Consider the following 15,547-nt stretch of genomic DNA (forward strand, 5'->3'; position numbering starts at 1 on the left):
GCAACAAGTACAAAAAACATAGCGACAGTAAATGTATAATATTATACGATAGTTTCCATATAATTTTATTATATAAAGTTTTTAAAAATTACATTTCACTAACAGTAATTAAAAACCATTTAATATCAAGGTGTTAATATGAATATAAAACTATTGTCAGCTGCAATTTTATTGGCTACTTCTGGATCGTTGTTTGCAACTGAAACTTATGATCCAAGCAAAAGCTATTCAGCTAAAGAGCAAGTACAATTTAACGACAGCATTTTTGAAGCTCAGTGGTGGGTTAATCCTAGTGAATCTCCAGCAAATATTACTCAAAATGCATGGGAATCCCCGTGGATATTTATTTCAAAATCAGAATCAAACACTATCCCTGAAGAAGTATTACCCCCACCTCCTGAATCTGAAATAACACCTGAAATTGATACAACAAATCAGGTTAAATACGTTCAACTTATGAATGAAATGGCATCAAAGATGATTGAGCGTGTTAAAGAACTAAAATCATTTGCCAATAATCCAGAATTCTATTTCTTTAAAGATGGTAAAAAATACATTGAACTAAACGGTATTAATTACGAAATAGATCAAGAACATGGCACTCCTATTGTTCCGCTAAGAAATTGGGCTGATGACAGTGCTACCCGTAATTTATTTAGTTTCTTCGATCAAAGCTGGGAGTTTTCAATGTATGAAGGCGGCGTTGTTGTCGCTAATAAAGATTGGGGTAACTACGACTGGAATAATGGCTGTGTACTTGAATATTTACCAAATGGCCATTTAGACAGTGATTATGTATTAAATGAAACACTTACCTGTTTTGTTGGCTCAGAAACCCATGAGAAATTAGATGCAACTCACCTTGCACCGTATAAATTTGGCGTTAATGCAGAATACGCTAACATGGTATCAATTGAGCAACTTGGTGATAAACTTATTGTTGCTCAGTCACCTACAGCCGAAAATAGTCAAAACGATGTACCAATGGTAGGTATTTATGACACCAAGGCAAACACAACAACTAAAATCTTTGGTATTAATAAAGAGCAGCCATACAAAGGTTTAGACGATTTACGTAGCTACAACTCACAACTGTTTGTTTCTGCTATCAAAGCACATAACCGTATTGACGTTTTTAGTGGTGAGAATAGTCAATACCAGTACTCTTATGCCATCAAACATAATGGCCAGGCTAAAATTGCTATTAATGAACAATACATTTTGGTTGCGGACGCAGACAAGATCACTGTTTATCAACATATTCCAGCGATGTTAGGTGAAATAAAGTCACTACAACCATTAGCTTACTTGGCTTATGCACACGGTCAAGCTTCATCACTGGAGTTTATTGGATCTAAATTACTGGTCGGTGGTACTCAGGGCTCTGCTATTTATGATTTATCTACACTCTCTCAAGGTATGACAATACAACCTATGCACAATAACCTTGGTGCTATTGAAGCAATGGATGCTAACGATAAATACATATTTATTAAAGAAAATAATGGTCAATATGTAGAATCAACAACCCGTTTTGCAATGTATGACATACAACAATTTATAGCTAATGATTATCAATTAAAAGACGCAGAGAAAGCGGTTTATTTAATTGACCATTTCTGGGTAAGTGGCCATGATTTGTTGGTTCGCAATAATGAGATTGTTGCTTTAACAAATACGATTGTTGAAACTGTTACCTTTGATAAATTAGACACACTTGAATTTACACCAAATGCGTATGTACCGACAGCACAATTAGACTTTGACGCTCTGCCACAGACAGCCAATGTACGTAAAGTATTGCAACAAGGTTTAAGTGAAGGCCACTGGTCACTTTCGGCTAATATCGGTTCAATGGTAAATGTGCGTTTAGTTGATCGTAATACCGTTGAAATTACAAACTTTACTGAAGTTGATCTGCAAAACCTGGATCTTGATATTCGCGCTCATAGTCAACACAATTGGGTACGCTTGGCTAATTTAAATAAATTGCCAGCATATACACGTATTACGTTACCTATTACGGATCTTAACGTCGATAATAGCTTTAATACTGTCGATGGTGGTGGTGTTTATAATTATACCAAGATGTTAAGTACACTTGACGGTAAGGGAAATACTTACGGCCATTATGGAACTCAACACCTTATTGATTCACGTTTTAATACTGCGACAAAACACCCGCTGTTAGATAAATTAAACAACATTACGGCCACTTGGGACATTACTTTTACAAATAGTCTCATTACAAACCCTACAGCTGAAAAAGCGTGGGATGCTAACAGTGCCAAACGTCATATTGAACTAATCACCAACGTTGCTTACATTTTATCTAGCGATAAATTTAGAACAAAGCTAATGAATTATAAGCAAACTTATGGGCACGATATGTTCTTATATGGCACAACATTTAAGACCGAAGCACAGTATGCGGATTTACTAGATAAGACCTTAAATTCAAATGGTTTTGTTAATTATCGTAAGCAAACTGGGTTCCAAGATATTTATAGTTTTGGTAAAAGTGCTGGTACTGTATTTGGTTTATCTGATACTGAATTAGATAAAGTCGAACATGGTGAAATGTATGATTTTGCTTTGTACCTAGGGGAGCAAATTGGTCGCAGTTGGTATGATGGCTGCCCTCCTGTTCCATGTAACTGGACTGAAATTCACTTTGCTAAACTGTTTGTTGATGTATATAGCGAGCTAGTTAAAGCCGGTGAATTGCCTTATTAATATTCTCTTTAGTCAGTAGAATAGACATTGCATAAGGGTGTGGCACGTAGTCATACCCTTTCTCCTATCTAACCATATAATCATTGTATTCTATCTACTTTTTGATTTTTAGTATGAACTTTAACCATAAATATGGTTTTTCGCTATTTTGATTTTATCTTTTAATATTTATTTTTTTGTGAATTATTTAGATATTTGCGTGTGTTTTTTTACTTATCATTACCTTATAAGTATTTTTTGAATTAATATCTAACTTAATATAAATTATTAATAATTTGTCTTCATTTTCTAATTTGCAATAGATAGATAATTAGAATTACAATAAAAAAACAATATCTTTATGTCAAATCAATAAGAAATATTAACTATGTATTTTAAAGTCACAAATTTAAATAACACCTCAGATATTGAACTTAAATTTAGTATTTTAAATAACTCTAATCTCATTGGGTTATCTGCATCTGAACGTTATAATTGTATTCGGTTAGTTCTTGCCATTTTAGACTCATCAATACAAACAATTACAGATATTTCATTTGATAAAGTATCCATTTTTATTAATAAAGACGAAATAATACATATCATAACTTATACTCAATTAACCAATAAACTTTGCTATTCTAGTAAACAATATAATGATAACAATCACCCTGCTATTTTAAATTTTATTGAATAAAAAGCAGTATGCCGATAACTATTTCATGAATAATTATCGGCATACTATTTTTTATTATTTAATACTATCAGTGATTTTCTATTTTCTCAGGATAATAATACTCACCTTTATCATCATAAGCTTGACATTCAGAACAAATAGACACAGTTCTAAAAGACACAGAACTACACTCAAGACATTGAATTGTTTGATTTTTACAATTCCAATATACGTCTTCATCGGCAGTCGTTGTACCAAACTGTTCAATTGACGCTAATATGTAATGATCTGTTATTTTTAGACACTCATTACATTTTATTTGATGCTTATTTTTATCACAGCTTATAACATTCGTATCATATATTATATTCATGTTTATATACTCTAGATACTTTTGTTTCTTTATTACTTACACAGACAAATCTATTTTACATTTTCTTGTTTATCTAACCATCTTAAAATGGTTGAATGTGCAATTTGTATGTTCGCATTTGTCATTAGCCATCGCTGAAGTTCAGCAACACTCGCCCCGGCTTGATAAAGCTCTAACAATTCAAATTTAAACTTATCAAGTCTAGATACTCTATTAATCGATTTCCGATTACGAATTGCTTTCGTTTGCGCTTTCAGTGCTAATAACTCTGATGCTACATTAAAATCAGACATTAACTCTCCACTTATAATAACTGAATGGTTAAAAAAATAATACGTAGTCCACTATATCGCCTCAAGAAAAGCATAATTTCTTTAACATGAGGCGAATTTTTAATACTTTAGTTTATATAATGCTCTATATTATTGCGGTGGTGTACTTTCACAATTCGAAACAATCACATCTATTTGAATTAGAGCATCCATTGGAATCGCTGATACCCCTATCACCGTTCTGGCAGGAAGCGCTTCTTTGAAAAATGATGCATAGATTTCATCAACAAGCTCAATATCCAGCATATTTTTAAGCTGAATATTAACTTTCACAATATCATCCATAACATGATCAACACTTTCAATAATTGCTTTAATATTATTGAGGCATTGCTTTGTTTGCGCTTGTATATAGCCATTAACAACCGTCAATGTTTCAGGATCTAATGGCAATTGGCCTGAAATATGGTTGTAATGAGAAAATGCAACTGTATGCGAATAAGGCACAGTTGGGGCATTTACACTATTATTCGCCTCGATAACAAGTAGACGGCTATCTTCAGGTAGTTGTGGCGGCGTACCATCACCATGCGATACAACAGTATCAATCTGTAATAGTGCGCCTGCTGGTAAATCCTCAACGACGATAAAAGTTCGGGCTGGAATATAATCACCAAAAAACGTATTACAAACATCATTGATAACATTAATATCTTTAATATTCTTAATATATATTGTTGTTTTCACCACATCATCAAGAACATGATCAATACTGCTTAATATCGTATTAATATTATATAAACATTGCTTTACTTGCATTTTAATATCACCAATAATAATTTCATTCGTTTTAAAATCTATCGGTAATTGAGCTGACAAGTTATTATAATGAGAAAATGCAACTGTTTGCGTTGCCATCTTATCATTTGGTGCTTTATCCGTATTTCTAGAGACTTTAATTAATGCACAAGGTTGCTGTGGGGCCGTTCCCTCACCATTTGAAATTAACGCATCCATCTGTATTAATGCATCATTGTCAGGTAAAGATGCGACGACAGCGACAGTACGCGTCGGTAAAATATCATTGAAAAACGTTTTGTATACTTCATCTACTATCTTAATATTTGAAATATCTTTAACAAAAACATGAAGTTTAACCACATCATCCATAGTGTGATCAATCTGTTCAACAATAGCTTTAATGTTATTTAAGCATTGTGTTGTTTGTTCTTTTATACCGCCAATAACCATTTTCCCCGTATTAGGATCTAACGGTAATTGAGCCGATATATTATTGTAATGAGAAAATGCAACACTTTGAGTTGAGGCTGAATTTTTTGGTGCATTTTTCGTGTTTCGTGAATTTTTTATAATATTATTTGCCATATTATATTTATCCTAAAATAGTTTATGTATTATTATTTGTTTTTAATTATTTTATAAGGTAAATAAGAAAAGCAGAGTATATAAAGTAAATTTTTCCATTACTCACTTTCATCTAAAATAACATATAGTTTTGAGCTAGTGGTAATTCATGCATTGGTTCACATTCTAAAAGCTCACCATTTGCCCACACACTAAACGTTTTAGGATCTACTTTAATTTCAGGCGTACAATTATTATGGATCATATCTTGTTTAGAGATATTACGAGTATTCTTAATACCACTGATAATTTTCTGTAACTGCAACTTTTCAGGAAGCCCCGCATCAATCGCTGCTTGAGACATAAACGTAATTGACGTCTTCATTTTTGCTTTCCCATAAGCGGCATACATTGGGCGATAATGAACGGGTTGTGGTGTAGGTAACGCACCATTTGGGTCCCCCATTTCGGCCATTACAACCATGCCACCTTTAATAATCAATGACGGTTTTATTCCAAAAAAGCCAGGGTCCCAAAGCACAAGATCAGCAAGTTTTCCACATTCGACCGAACCCACATCATGAGATAAACCATGAGTAATAGCAGGGTTAATCGTATACTTTGCAATATAACGTTTGATCCTATTATTATCTGATTTACAAGAATCACCATCTAATGCACCGCGTTGAATTTTCATTTTATGCGCTGATTGCCAAGTCCGGCTAATAACTTCTGCAATTCGGCCCATAGCTTGAGAATCAGAGGTCATTAATGGAATCGCCCCCATATCATGCAAAATATCTTCAGCCATCATAGTACCCTTTCTGATTCGCGATAATGCAAAATCTAAATCTTCAGGTATTTTGGGGTCTAAATGATGACAAACCATGATTAAATCTAAGTGTTCATCAACGGTATTGATCGTATAAGGCATTGTAGGTGTAGATGATGACGGAATGATATTATTCACGCCACACGCTTTTAAAATATCAGGCGCATGACCACCACCAGCACCTTCAGCATGATAGGCATGTATAATGCGATCTTCTAGAACATCTACTGTATCTTCAAAAAAGCCACTTTCATTTAAGCTATCAGTATGTATCGCAATTTGAATATCATATTCTTCAGCCAGTTTTAAACTTGTATCAATTGTTGCAGGTGTACAGCCCCAATCTTCATGTATTTTCAAACCAACAGCGCCGGCTAAAATATGCTCTTTTAATGCTTCAGGCTCACTACTATTCCCTTTACCTAATAAACCCACATTAATTGGAAGCTCATCAATAGCTTCAAGCATGCGATGCATGTTCCACACACCAGGAGTCATATTTGTTGCAAGACTACCGGCAACAGGACCTGTACCGCCACCAATTAATGTTGTTAAACCACTGGATAACGCTTCTTCTACCTGCTGTGGACAAATAAAGTGAACATGCGTATCAACACCACCGGCAGTAATTATTTGCCCTTCACCTGCAATAACCTCAGTGTTCGGACCAATCACAATATCAATATTCTTTTGAATATCTGGGTTACCTGACTTTCCAATCCCAACAATACGACCGTCTTTAATACCAATATCAGCTTTAACAATTCCCCAATGATCAATAATAACCACATTGATAATGACAACATCAACACAATGCTCACTAGTAAGTTGACTCTGCCCCATGCCATCACGAATAACCTTACCACCACCAAACTTCATTTCTTCGCCATATTGCGTGAAGTCTTGCTCTATTTTCGCCCATAACTCAGTATCAGCTAATCGAATGCTGTCACCAACGGTTGGACCAAACATTGAAATATAATCATTTTTTTGAATAATATTAGTCATTTTTTTGTCCTGCTTTTTGTACAAACTTCCCTTGAAAACCTGCGATGTTTTTGGCTCCAGAAAATTCGACTAACTCTACATCCATTTTCTGCCCTGCTAATACTCGAATAGACATTCCGGCTGCAATATTAAGGTGGTAGCCTTTTGTAATTTCACGATTGAATTTCAGTGCATAATTTGTTTCATAGAAATGATAATGTGAACCAATCTGAACAGTTCTATCACCACAATTTTCAATAGAAATAGTTATTGTATTTCTATTTTCATTAATACAAATTTCTTTTATTTGTTCATTACAAACAATTTCACCAGCAATCATTGCTATCTCTTATTTAATTGGATTATGTATAGAAATTAATTTCGTGCCATCAGTACAAGTACATTCAACTTGAACATTTACAATAAGATTCTTAATTCCAGGACGAATATCATCTGCACTTAATAGCGTTGTACCATAATCCATTAATTCAGCTACAGTTTTACCTTCCCTTGCTCCTTCCACTATCATTCCTGAAATATAAGCAACGGCTTCCGGATAATTTAATTTCAGATTATTCTCTTTACGCATCTTAGCTAACAAGAATGCTGTAAATAACATGAGTTTATCTTTTTCTCTTGGGGTTAACTTCATTGATTTATAGTCTCAATATTTTAATTAATAATGAAAATTATTTTATTTTTATAAAATTCAAATCAAGCGCTAATATTAATCTTGTTTAATATAACGTAATACAATCATTGCTTAAATATTTTATATAACGTGTCAGAACGTCAAATAACAAGAACAGAATTCTATGCCATCAAAACTTACAAGCGTATTAATTCAACACTTATAATAAGGACATAATTAATCACGCATATTTTCACATCTACAGATATATTAACTAGTTATAAGCTCAACTAGATTAAATAATTAGAGGGTTTTTGATTACACCTAATATTAGGCTTAATTGTCCTTTCGCAAATAAATTACATCTTTATTTAATATCTAGCAAGCAATATATATACACGAATAATTCCGTATTTTACATTATGAGCGCAAAGCTAAAAAATGCGCTTTAATAATAAGAAAAATATTATAATTAGATCATTTTTATTCTTTTATATAAGCAAAAAAAAATTAATAATTAAATTATTCGAAAAATATTAGCCGTGAGAATAATAAGGAGCGTTAACAAACAAAAAAATTATTTTAACTTTAAAAACATACAGTTACAAAAACAAAAAAATGTTAACTATAATATAATTAAACACATAAGCATTAATGCGCATAAAAACCTAATCTTCATTGGTTAACTCTTTTAACCAAAAAAGTAGTCCTGCAATACACAAACATAATATGGTTGGTACGACTAATGCGTAGCTTAGTGAAAACGCCATCAATTGACTACCAACAATCGCACCAATGAAAATAGACAACCATAAGCAAAACTGTTTTATAAAGACGTTTTTGTCACCTTGTCCCAATAGTAACATTGCTAATTCTCGCCCAGTGTTAGCGAGAAAGGCCGTTGCAAAGGTTAATGGCATCGCTTTGCTGATCGTGATCCTGAGTGCGATATTTTGTAACCCCATCGCAAAAGCCAGCACAAAGTTAGTAGCCATCGGTATGGTAATTTTTTCAATAAAAATAGCGCTGCATAACAATATAGAAACAGCACTCATCACCAACCAACGATAGTTTTTTTTCTGCAGTACCGCAATCATTTCACCAACAGTGATCCCTGTAACAAACAGCAAAATTACACCTATATAAGCCATTGATTGACCATATTGATGGTTAGAAAGCAGCATCGCTACATGCGTTGTATTACCACTCATAAAAGAGACAAATAAACCATTTTTAAGGTGAATAAAACCAATAGCATCAACAATACCCGCTAAAAACAATAACAAAAAAGGCATCGTCGCAAGAATTGCAGACTTAATTACTGATATATTCAATGGCTTATAAGGTTTATGGTGATAACAATAAACTAAGTATTACATTAATTTTAGATATTTGACATACAGCTAAGTAGTAACATGTAGAGAGGATAAATATTAGGCTAGGAGTTGCCAATATTTTAATCGAAAGCATCAAAAAATGGTGAGTACCAACATGTACACACCATAAGATCATAAAATAAAAAGTGGTCTTATTTACTCAAAAACATTTCAATTTGGTCATGAGTAAGATCAATACCCATCTTATAATAATCACTGATCTGACTTGCCGTTACAAAATAAGTGTTTGGATATGTTGATTTAACTTCATCAATAAATGCATTTAAGCCAGCAACTTCAGCAGAAATTGATAATGACTGACGATGCAAATAGATGCCAAAAGGTGGTCGTGACGCGTCATTATAATGATTTAAGAAGTTTTCCATCCAAATATTTTTCGCTTCATCTGTAGAACAACTTTGATTACAAGCACCAAATACAGTATCCATAACATTTACAATTTTACCGTTAATGTATTTGTAGCCCATAAATAATTGATTACTTTTAGGCTGTGTCGCTACGGTATATTTAGGATAACCACCATCTTCCCAATTAAACTGCTCTTTTTGAGTAAAATCACAATGTACGTTATCCCAGCCACCCGCTGTTGATGTACAGTGGCGAACCCCCATTCTTGGTAACGTTTTCTCTGGCGGCGCTGACAGTGAAGAATCATAGTTAATATTTAGTTGATTCATTATTCCTTGTAAATGGCTTAATGAAACATTCTTATTTTCGCGATCCCAACCACTGCTGTTTGTATCTAAAAATGGCGCTCTAAAGCCTTTGATTTTATCGCTAGGAACCCCTGATGCCACCAAGAAGTTATAATTATTTTTTAGCTCATTTTCAATTTGAACTTGTGTTAACGGCTCACCTTGATTTCCTGAAGCAATAGCTGGATGAGAGTAAGTATGTAAAGCAAACTCATGTCCTTTTTTGTATAGATTATTGATAGATTTAGGATTACTCACGCATTGAGGATTACCCGTTGTCAACCCATCATCATTAACACAAACGATATCAAGCATGGATTCATCATATATCCACCCGCCAGCTTGCTGTACAACATTGACATAAAATGTTACTGGAATAGAACTATTCAATTGAGCAACACTTTTTTCCATCTCCTGATTCACACCGTCATCAATACTAATAACAACAAATTGTGGCTTACTCGTATCAACTGATGCAAAAGTAGAGAATGAAACTGATGTTAATAAAAGACATGCTAAGCGTTTGTTTTTCAAGTGGAACATAATGACCTTAAAAATATAAATAAAATTCGTGGGCATCATATATTAGTATGCATCACGTTCAATATTATATATGTAATAGATTATGTCGATTAAGATTTATATGTAACATTTAGCATATTGATGGTGTTAAGTGTATGATTAAACTAATTATGTTATTTATTAACAAGTGTAACTGCTTTCATATCTAATACTGATGAAGATATCGAAAACTACGAAAACTGGACTGCGAAAACTGGACAGCCATATCTTTTCTAGGAAAAAACCAATACAAATCTACCTAATTTAACTTCAATCGTAAAAGAAGAAAAAAAGAATAAAGGACAGCCATAACTTTTAAATAGTTAAATCACTATAAATACAAGTAATCACAAGATAAGAATATTAGATAAAGCTTTAAAAATGGAAATATCTACTACACGACAATAAAAAGTACACTATTTCCTGTATAGCAAGATCGCCAAAACCCACAATAAACAATTATTGCGGCAATAAGCTTCTACAATACGATAAATTTAGTTAGGGTGTAATCGTTGACTCGCTCTTTTACCTTTACACCAACGGCCACCAAAATGTTGTTGGAATGCACACATTCTCGACCATTTACCGCTAACATTAGTATAATGCGCCATAAAGTCATCGCTATTATCTAACCACGCTTCCTCACTGACACCAATTTGTTGTAATAATTTAGGTTGAGTGACTGGAATAGAGCCTTTTTTATCCTCACGAATACTACGTCCGGTCCAATCAATCAGCTCTAAATAATCAGCAAAATCAAATTGTATCCCTACCTGCTTAGCCTGATGTTCAGCCCCAACAAAAGGCAATAATCCAATTTTAGAACGCTTAACTGATGATGAATTTGAAGCTATTTTTTTTATTATAGCAGTTTGATTATACTCCACGATTCGCTGTTGAATTGAAGTAAAATCAGAATCTTGCAACGTTGTTGTTAATCCTGCACGGATGGGATTTAAATCAACATACATCATGCAAGAGAGCAATGCTTGTTCGTCTAACAACGCTTGAGATTTAAATCGCCCCTCCCAAAATGATCCAGTACAATCATCTTCTTTGTTGGCTTTACGCGCAATTTCTTCATTTAAACACCGCATAAACCAACTAATACTGCCTAATCGTGACTGCCATTCTGCAACCAATGTTGACAATGCTTGTTTCTTATCTACACCAACATCACCATTATTAACAAAATCTACCGCAATAGGATGGCCATTAAATAGCTGTAACCAACGGGAAATGACCTCTTGAGGTGATAGCGCCTGTTGTTGATGTATATCGATCTTTAATACTAAATGATAGTGGTTATTCATAACTGCATAAGCACAAACATCAATACAAAAAACCTCAGACAATTGCTTGATTTTACTAACGATCCAATCACGTCGATGTTGGTAATTTTTACCACTATACGGATCATCACCACATAAATAAGCCCGCCTAACACAGCGATTAATAATATGATAATACGGAGTAATTTGAGGTTCGATCAATTTACGTCTTGAGACTGTCATTTCTTCTACCATAAGCAACATGAAGCTTAAGTGTAGTGCCTTATCGAAAGTCTGCACTATTTTGGCTGTCCATATGACTAATACAAGTTCCTCCCTCGCTTTCATATGTATCTATGAGTTATGGCTGTCCTTGTTTGTTGCTTTTGTTTTTGTATGGCTGTCCATGTTAAACAACCTCACTAAACAATGGTTGCCCAAGATATTCATCACGTTTTACTCCTGGTAGTACAAAATAGTAACTGCCGCCAAAGGGTTTGATATAACGTTCTAGCGGTTCGCCATTGAGCCTTTTTTGAGTATCAATAAAACCAAATTGAAGATTTTTCTGGTAGGACATAAAAATAAGCCCCATATCTAACATGCCAAACGTATTTATGCCAAGTGAGTAACTGTAACTACGACGACGTAATTTTGCCGTGTACCTATCTGGATTACGAGGCTCAGCTCTGCGCATGTGTGAATTAAACAAAATACGATCCCCGTGTGGGTCTGTCTCATATTTAGGCGAATCATGCTCGTACTGCATTCCAATAGGAGCACCTGTTATTTTATGGCGACCAAAATCATTTTCTTGATCTTCTAAGGGTGTCCTATCCCAAAATTCAAGATTAAAACGGATTAAACGCACCGCTTGGTACGAACCACCAACACACCAGTTAGGTTCTTTATCTTTATCCGTAACCCATACTAATTCATCCATCAAATCAGTATTATCAGCAGGAGCATTACCAGTACCATCTTTAAACCCAAACAAATTTATCGGTGTTGTTTTATTATCAATATCACGTGACGGTAAAAAACCATCCATTTTCCAACGTGGAACTATATACATACTCGTATGCTGTAAAATATCACGCAAAGCATAAATCACACTCTCAGGACTATTTGCACAAATCTGCAACCCGATATCCCCTCCGCACCAATGAGAATCAAGTTGGTCATTAGGAAAGCTTTTCATTGCTACTAGGTAACGCGGCTTTAATTGCGTTAATCCAAATCGAGAATCAAACAAGCTCGCCCCTAAGGAAACTGTAATGGTTAATGAATCAGGATCTAAGTGCCCGCCCAACATTCCAGACTCTAAAGGAGGCATCTTATCAATTTTATTCACAGGTAAATTTTCAGATTGTGTCAGATAAGCAATTCGAGCCGTCAGCACTTTAAAGAGCATCTTAAGTTCAGCTAATGTCATTGCTGTTACGTTAAAACTAATAAAGGAAACATTTTTTTGCTCTTTCGTAATCACTCCAGCTTGATGTAGGCCATGAAAATCAATCTGTTGTTTATAATGACTTTCAGCCTCACGCTCTTGTGCCGCTATTGTTGGAACAGTAAGAACAGCACTACCAATCGCCAATGTTTTTAAAGCATTACGTCTAGATAAATTAAAACTTGATGGTGTTTTCATTACATCTATTTCCTTATTTTAAATACTCATACTTGTAATACACATCAAGGTTTAATGTTGCCCTTAGTGTTGCTAATAAATAAGCTTGTTGTGTTAAAACAGAAAATAACGCTGCTTTATCTTTTAAACTTAAATCGTTATAAGGTTTATACTCATTGGTATTAAGTTTATAGCTCTCTATAATCCCAATTATTTTTATATAGTTTTTCATTATTGGCATTGATGTTGAGTGTGGTACGAATAGCATGATGCCATCAAAAATATATTTAGAACCTTCTACATTAGCGGCAATATCAGTCAAATCAGAATTACTGTAGATATTTTCTTTACCAGCAAGCTTGGTTTCTAATATCATTTCAATAAAATCAGATGACGACTGAATCAGTTTTACAATATCAACCTGTTCTGTTTCAAGTCTTCGTTTTATGTCATTTACATTCATCAATAATTCATCAACAGCGCTCAAAGTCGCTTTAATGTTATGTTGATCAAATAATAGATATTCAACCAAATGAAAACCCTTGAAACGGTAGTCTGTTACGCCATCAAGAAAGTCACTAGAGCGCGAATTAATAATCCGATCAGTATGACCAAATAATCGAATAATAAGCCGAACAGTTTCATAATATTGATGTGCTTGAATGTAAGCCTTCTGAGCTTTGATCACATGACTATCTTTTAAGTTCTGCTTTAAACTATTTAGCTGTAAAATCGTATTGCCAATATTTTTAACCGCATAGGTCATGTATGCCGTGGTTATTTTTCGGTATTTTTCAGGTGTAGGAATATTACCTTTAGCAATAATAATCTCATTACCTGTTTGTGTAGGGGATCGTAAAGCCTTTGCAATAACGTTTTGTGAAAAAAATAGCCCAAACATTAAATAAACAATGGAAATACTTGCTTTATTACGCATGCTTTTTTCTCCGTACAAACAAGGCTGCAATAACAACCCAATACGAAACAAAAACAATAACACTAAGCCAAATAGGTTGTGAACGATAACCAAAAAAAGCATTTAGTAAATTGCCAACAATACCAGAATCATCAATAAATCCGGTCGTATTCCAAGCCGGTAAATAAAGAAAGTCAGGAATAGAATAATCATATTCAAGAAGTAGATTGATACTCTCTTCTGCGCCTTTAAGTAATAGTGACACTGCAAGGAATAACAATAAAACACCAGTAACATTAAAGAACACTCGCCAAGGAACATGATGATTTATCAATGAAAACAGATACAATGTCAACGCAGCAATTACGATTCCCCCAGCGACTTCTGCAAAGAAATCAACAGCATTATTCGTATTAAGAGACATGATAAAACCAGAAAGGAACACGACTATTTCACTGCCTTCACGAGCAATCGCAATCGCAACAATAAAAGTTACCCCCCACCAATTTCGTTTTTCGGTTTTCTGTGCTAATCCAGAGACAATGTCAGATTTCATCGAATGACTATGGCTATTCATCCAATAGACCATCTGCACAATTAACACACAGGCACTAAGCTCCATAAATATCATAAACAACGATTGGCCAGTGTCATTTAAAACATTAAAAACGCCATAAATGAGCAGTGCCAATAAAATAGAGCAGCTAATACCAATAACTACCCCGCCCCACAGATAACGTAACCCATTACGGCTATCAATATGCTGTTTAATCCAAGCGTAAATAATGCCAATTAATAACAAAGCTTCTATACTTTCACGCCAAATTACAAATAAGATTTGTCCCTTCATTGGCCTGGCTCTTTAGCTATGATCTTTCCGTGTGGTTGGTTTAAATGAAAGTCATCAAAAAAGGTATACGTTCCTTGTCTAAGCGGAGCAATAATCACGACAGAACTCGCGCCTGGCGCTAACACCTTTTCTTTTCGTAATTGAGTACTTTCAAATTCAGCGGGTTGGTTACCTATATTTGAAACTTTAATACGAATAATTTTATCAGTCGGTACATTTAAAACTGGAGGGATAAAGTCACCATTATTAATTTTCAAATAAACTGTATATTTTTCGGCAGCGTAAGCAGATATTGGTAAAAATAAATAAAATGATAGAATAATAAGTGATAAATACTTTTTCATTTTGCCTCAATATTAACTTAATAAACAAAAAT

13 protein-coding genes are annotated in these 15,547 nt (G+C 34.1%); 1 reads left to right on the top strand and 12 read right to left on the bottom strand.

What is annotated here, in order from left to right; translation table 11 throughout:
- Nucleotides 1–138: 138 nt before the first annotated feature.
- The gene (locus CZ809_RS03780; protein WP_080156086.1) at nucleotides 139–2,736 is read left to right on the top strand and encodes a hypothetical protein; all 2,598 of its coding nucleotides are present in this window, start codon (nucleotides 139–141) and stop codon (nucleotides 2,734–2,736) included.
- A gap of 1,078 nt (nucleotides 2,737–3,814) precedes the next feature.
- Here CZ809_RS03780 and CZ809_RS03795 read toward each other — a convergent pair.
- The 12 genes from CZ809_RS03795 to CZ809_RS03850 form a co-directional block, all read right to left on the bottom strand.
- Entirely contained in the window at nucleotides 3,815–4,057 is a 243-nt protein-coding gene (locus CZ809_RS03795) for a hypothetical protein (RefSeq protein WP_080156089.1), read from the bottom strand.
- Nucleotides 4,058–4,186: 129 nt separating this feature from the next.
- The gene (locus CZ809_RS03800; protein WP_080156090.1) at nucleotides 4,187–5,422 is read right to left on the bottom strand and encodes a RidA family protein; all 1,236 of its coding nucleotides are present in this window, start codon (nucleotides 5,420–5,422) and stop codon (nucleotides 4,187–4,189) included.
- A 112-nt stretch (nucleotides 5,423–5,534) separates the two neighbouring features.
- Nucleotides 5,535–7,241: an urease subunit alpha gene (gene ureC, locus CZ809_RS03805; protein ID WP_080156091.1), complete on the bottom strand. Its 1,707-nt coding sequence runs from the start codon at nucleotides 7,239–7,241 to the stop codon at nucleotides 5,535–5,537.
- Entirely contained in the window at nucleotides 7,234–7,560 is a 327-nt protein-coding gene (gene ureB, locus CZ809_RS03810; RefSeq protein ID WP_080156092.1) for an urease subunit beta, read from the bottom strand. Before ureB ends, ureC begins: the two co-directional genes overlap by 8 nt.
- Nucleotides 7,561–7,569: 9 nt before the next feature.
- Nucleotides 7,570–7,872 (bottom strand): urease subunit gamma, encoded by a 303-nt coding sequence (ureA, locus tag CZ809_RS03815; RefSeq protein WP_080156093.1) that lies wholly within the window; start codon nucleotides 7,870–7,872, stop codon nucleotides 7,570–7,572.
- 647 nt (nucleotides 7,873–8,519) lie between these two features.
- Nucleotides 8,520–9,185, bottom strand: coding sequence for a YoaK family protein (locus CZ809_RS03820; RefSeq protein ID WP_235865775.1), 666 nt, complete (start codon nucleotides 9,183–9,185; stop codon nucleotides 8,520–8,522).
- Between the two features lie 194 nt (nucleotides 9,186–9,379).
- The gene (locus CZ809_RS03825; protein WP_159447930.1) at nucleotides 9,380–10,486 is read right to left on the bottom strand and encodes a polysaccharide deacetylase family protein; all 1,107 of its coding nucleotides are present in this window, start codon (nucleotides 10,484–10,486) and stop codon (nucleotides 9,380–9,382) included.
- A 512-nt stretch (nucleotides 10,487–10,998) separates the two neighbouring features.
- Nucleotides 10,999–12,018 (bottom strand): transposase, encoded by a 1,020-nt coding sequence (locus CZ809_RS03830; RefSeq protein WP_080156555.1) that lies wholly within the window; start codon nucleotides 12,016–12,018, stop codon nucleotides 10,999–11,001.
- Nucleotides 12,019–12,184: 166 nt separating this feature from the next.
- Nucleotides 12,185–13,426, bottom strand: coding sequence for an iron uptake transporter deferrochelatase/peroxidase subunit (gene efeB, locus CZ809_RS03835; RefSeq protein WP_080156096.1), 1,242 nt, complete (start codon nucleotides 13,424–13,426; stop codon nucleotides 12,185–12,187).
- A gap of 13 nt (nucleotides 13,427–13,439) precedes the next feature.
- Nucleotides 13,440–14,342: an EfeM/EfeO family lipoprotein gene (locus tag CZ809_RS03840; protein ID WP_080156097.1), complete on the bottom strand. Its 903-nt coding sequence runs from the start codon at nucleotides 14,340–14,342 to the stop codon at nucleotides 13,440–13,442.
- Entirely contained in the window at nucleotides 14,335–15,171 is an 837-nt protein-coding gene (locus CZ809_RS03845; protein ID WP_080156098.1) for an FTR1 family iron permease, read from the bottom strand. Before CZ809_RS03845 ends, CZ809_RS03840 begins: the two co-directional genes overlap by 8 nt.
- Nucleotides 15,168–15,515, bottom strand: coding sequence for a cupredoxin domain-containing protein (locus CZ809_RS03850; RefSeq protein ID WP_080156099.1), 348 nt, complete (start codon nucleotides 15,513–15,515; stop codon nucleotides 15,168–15,170). Before CZ809_RS03850 ends, CZ809_RS03845 begins: the two co-directional genes overlap by 4 nt.
- Nucleotides 15,516–15,547: the final 32 nt, after the last annotated feature.

The organism is Photobacterium piscicola (assembly GCF_900166965.1).
In the GTDB taxonomy this organism is placed as follows: Bacteria; Pseudomonadota; Gammaproteobacteria; order Enterobacterales; family Vibrionaceae; genus Photobacterium; species Photobacterium piscicola.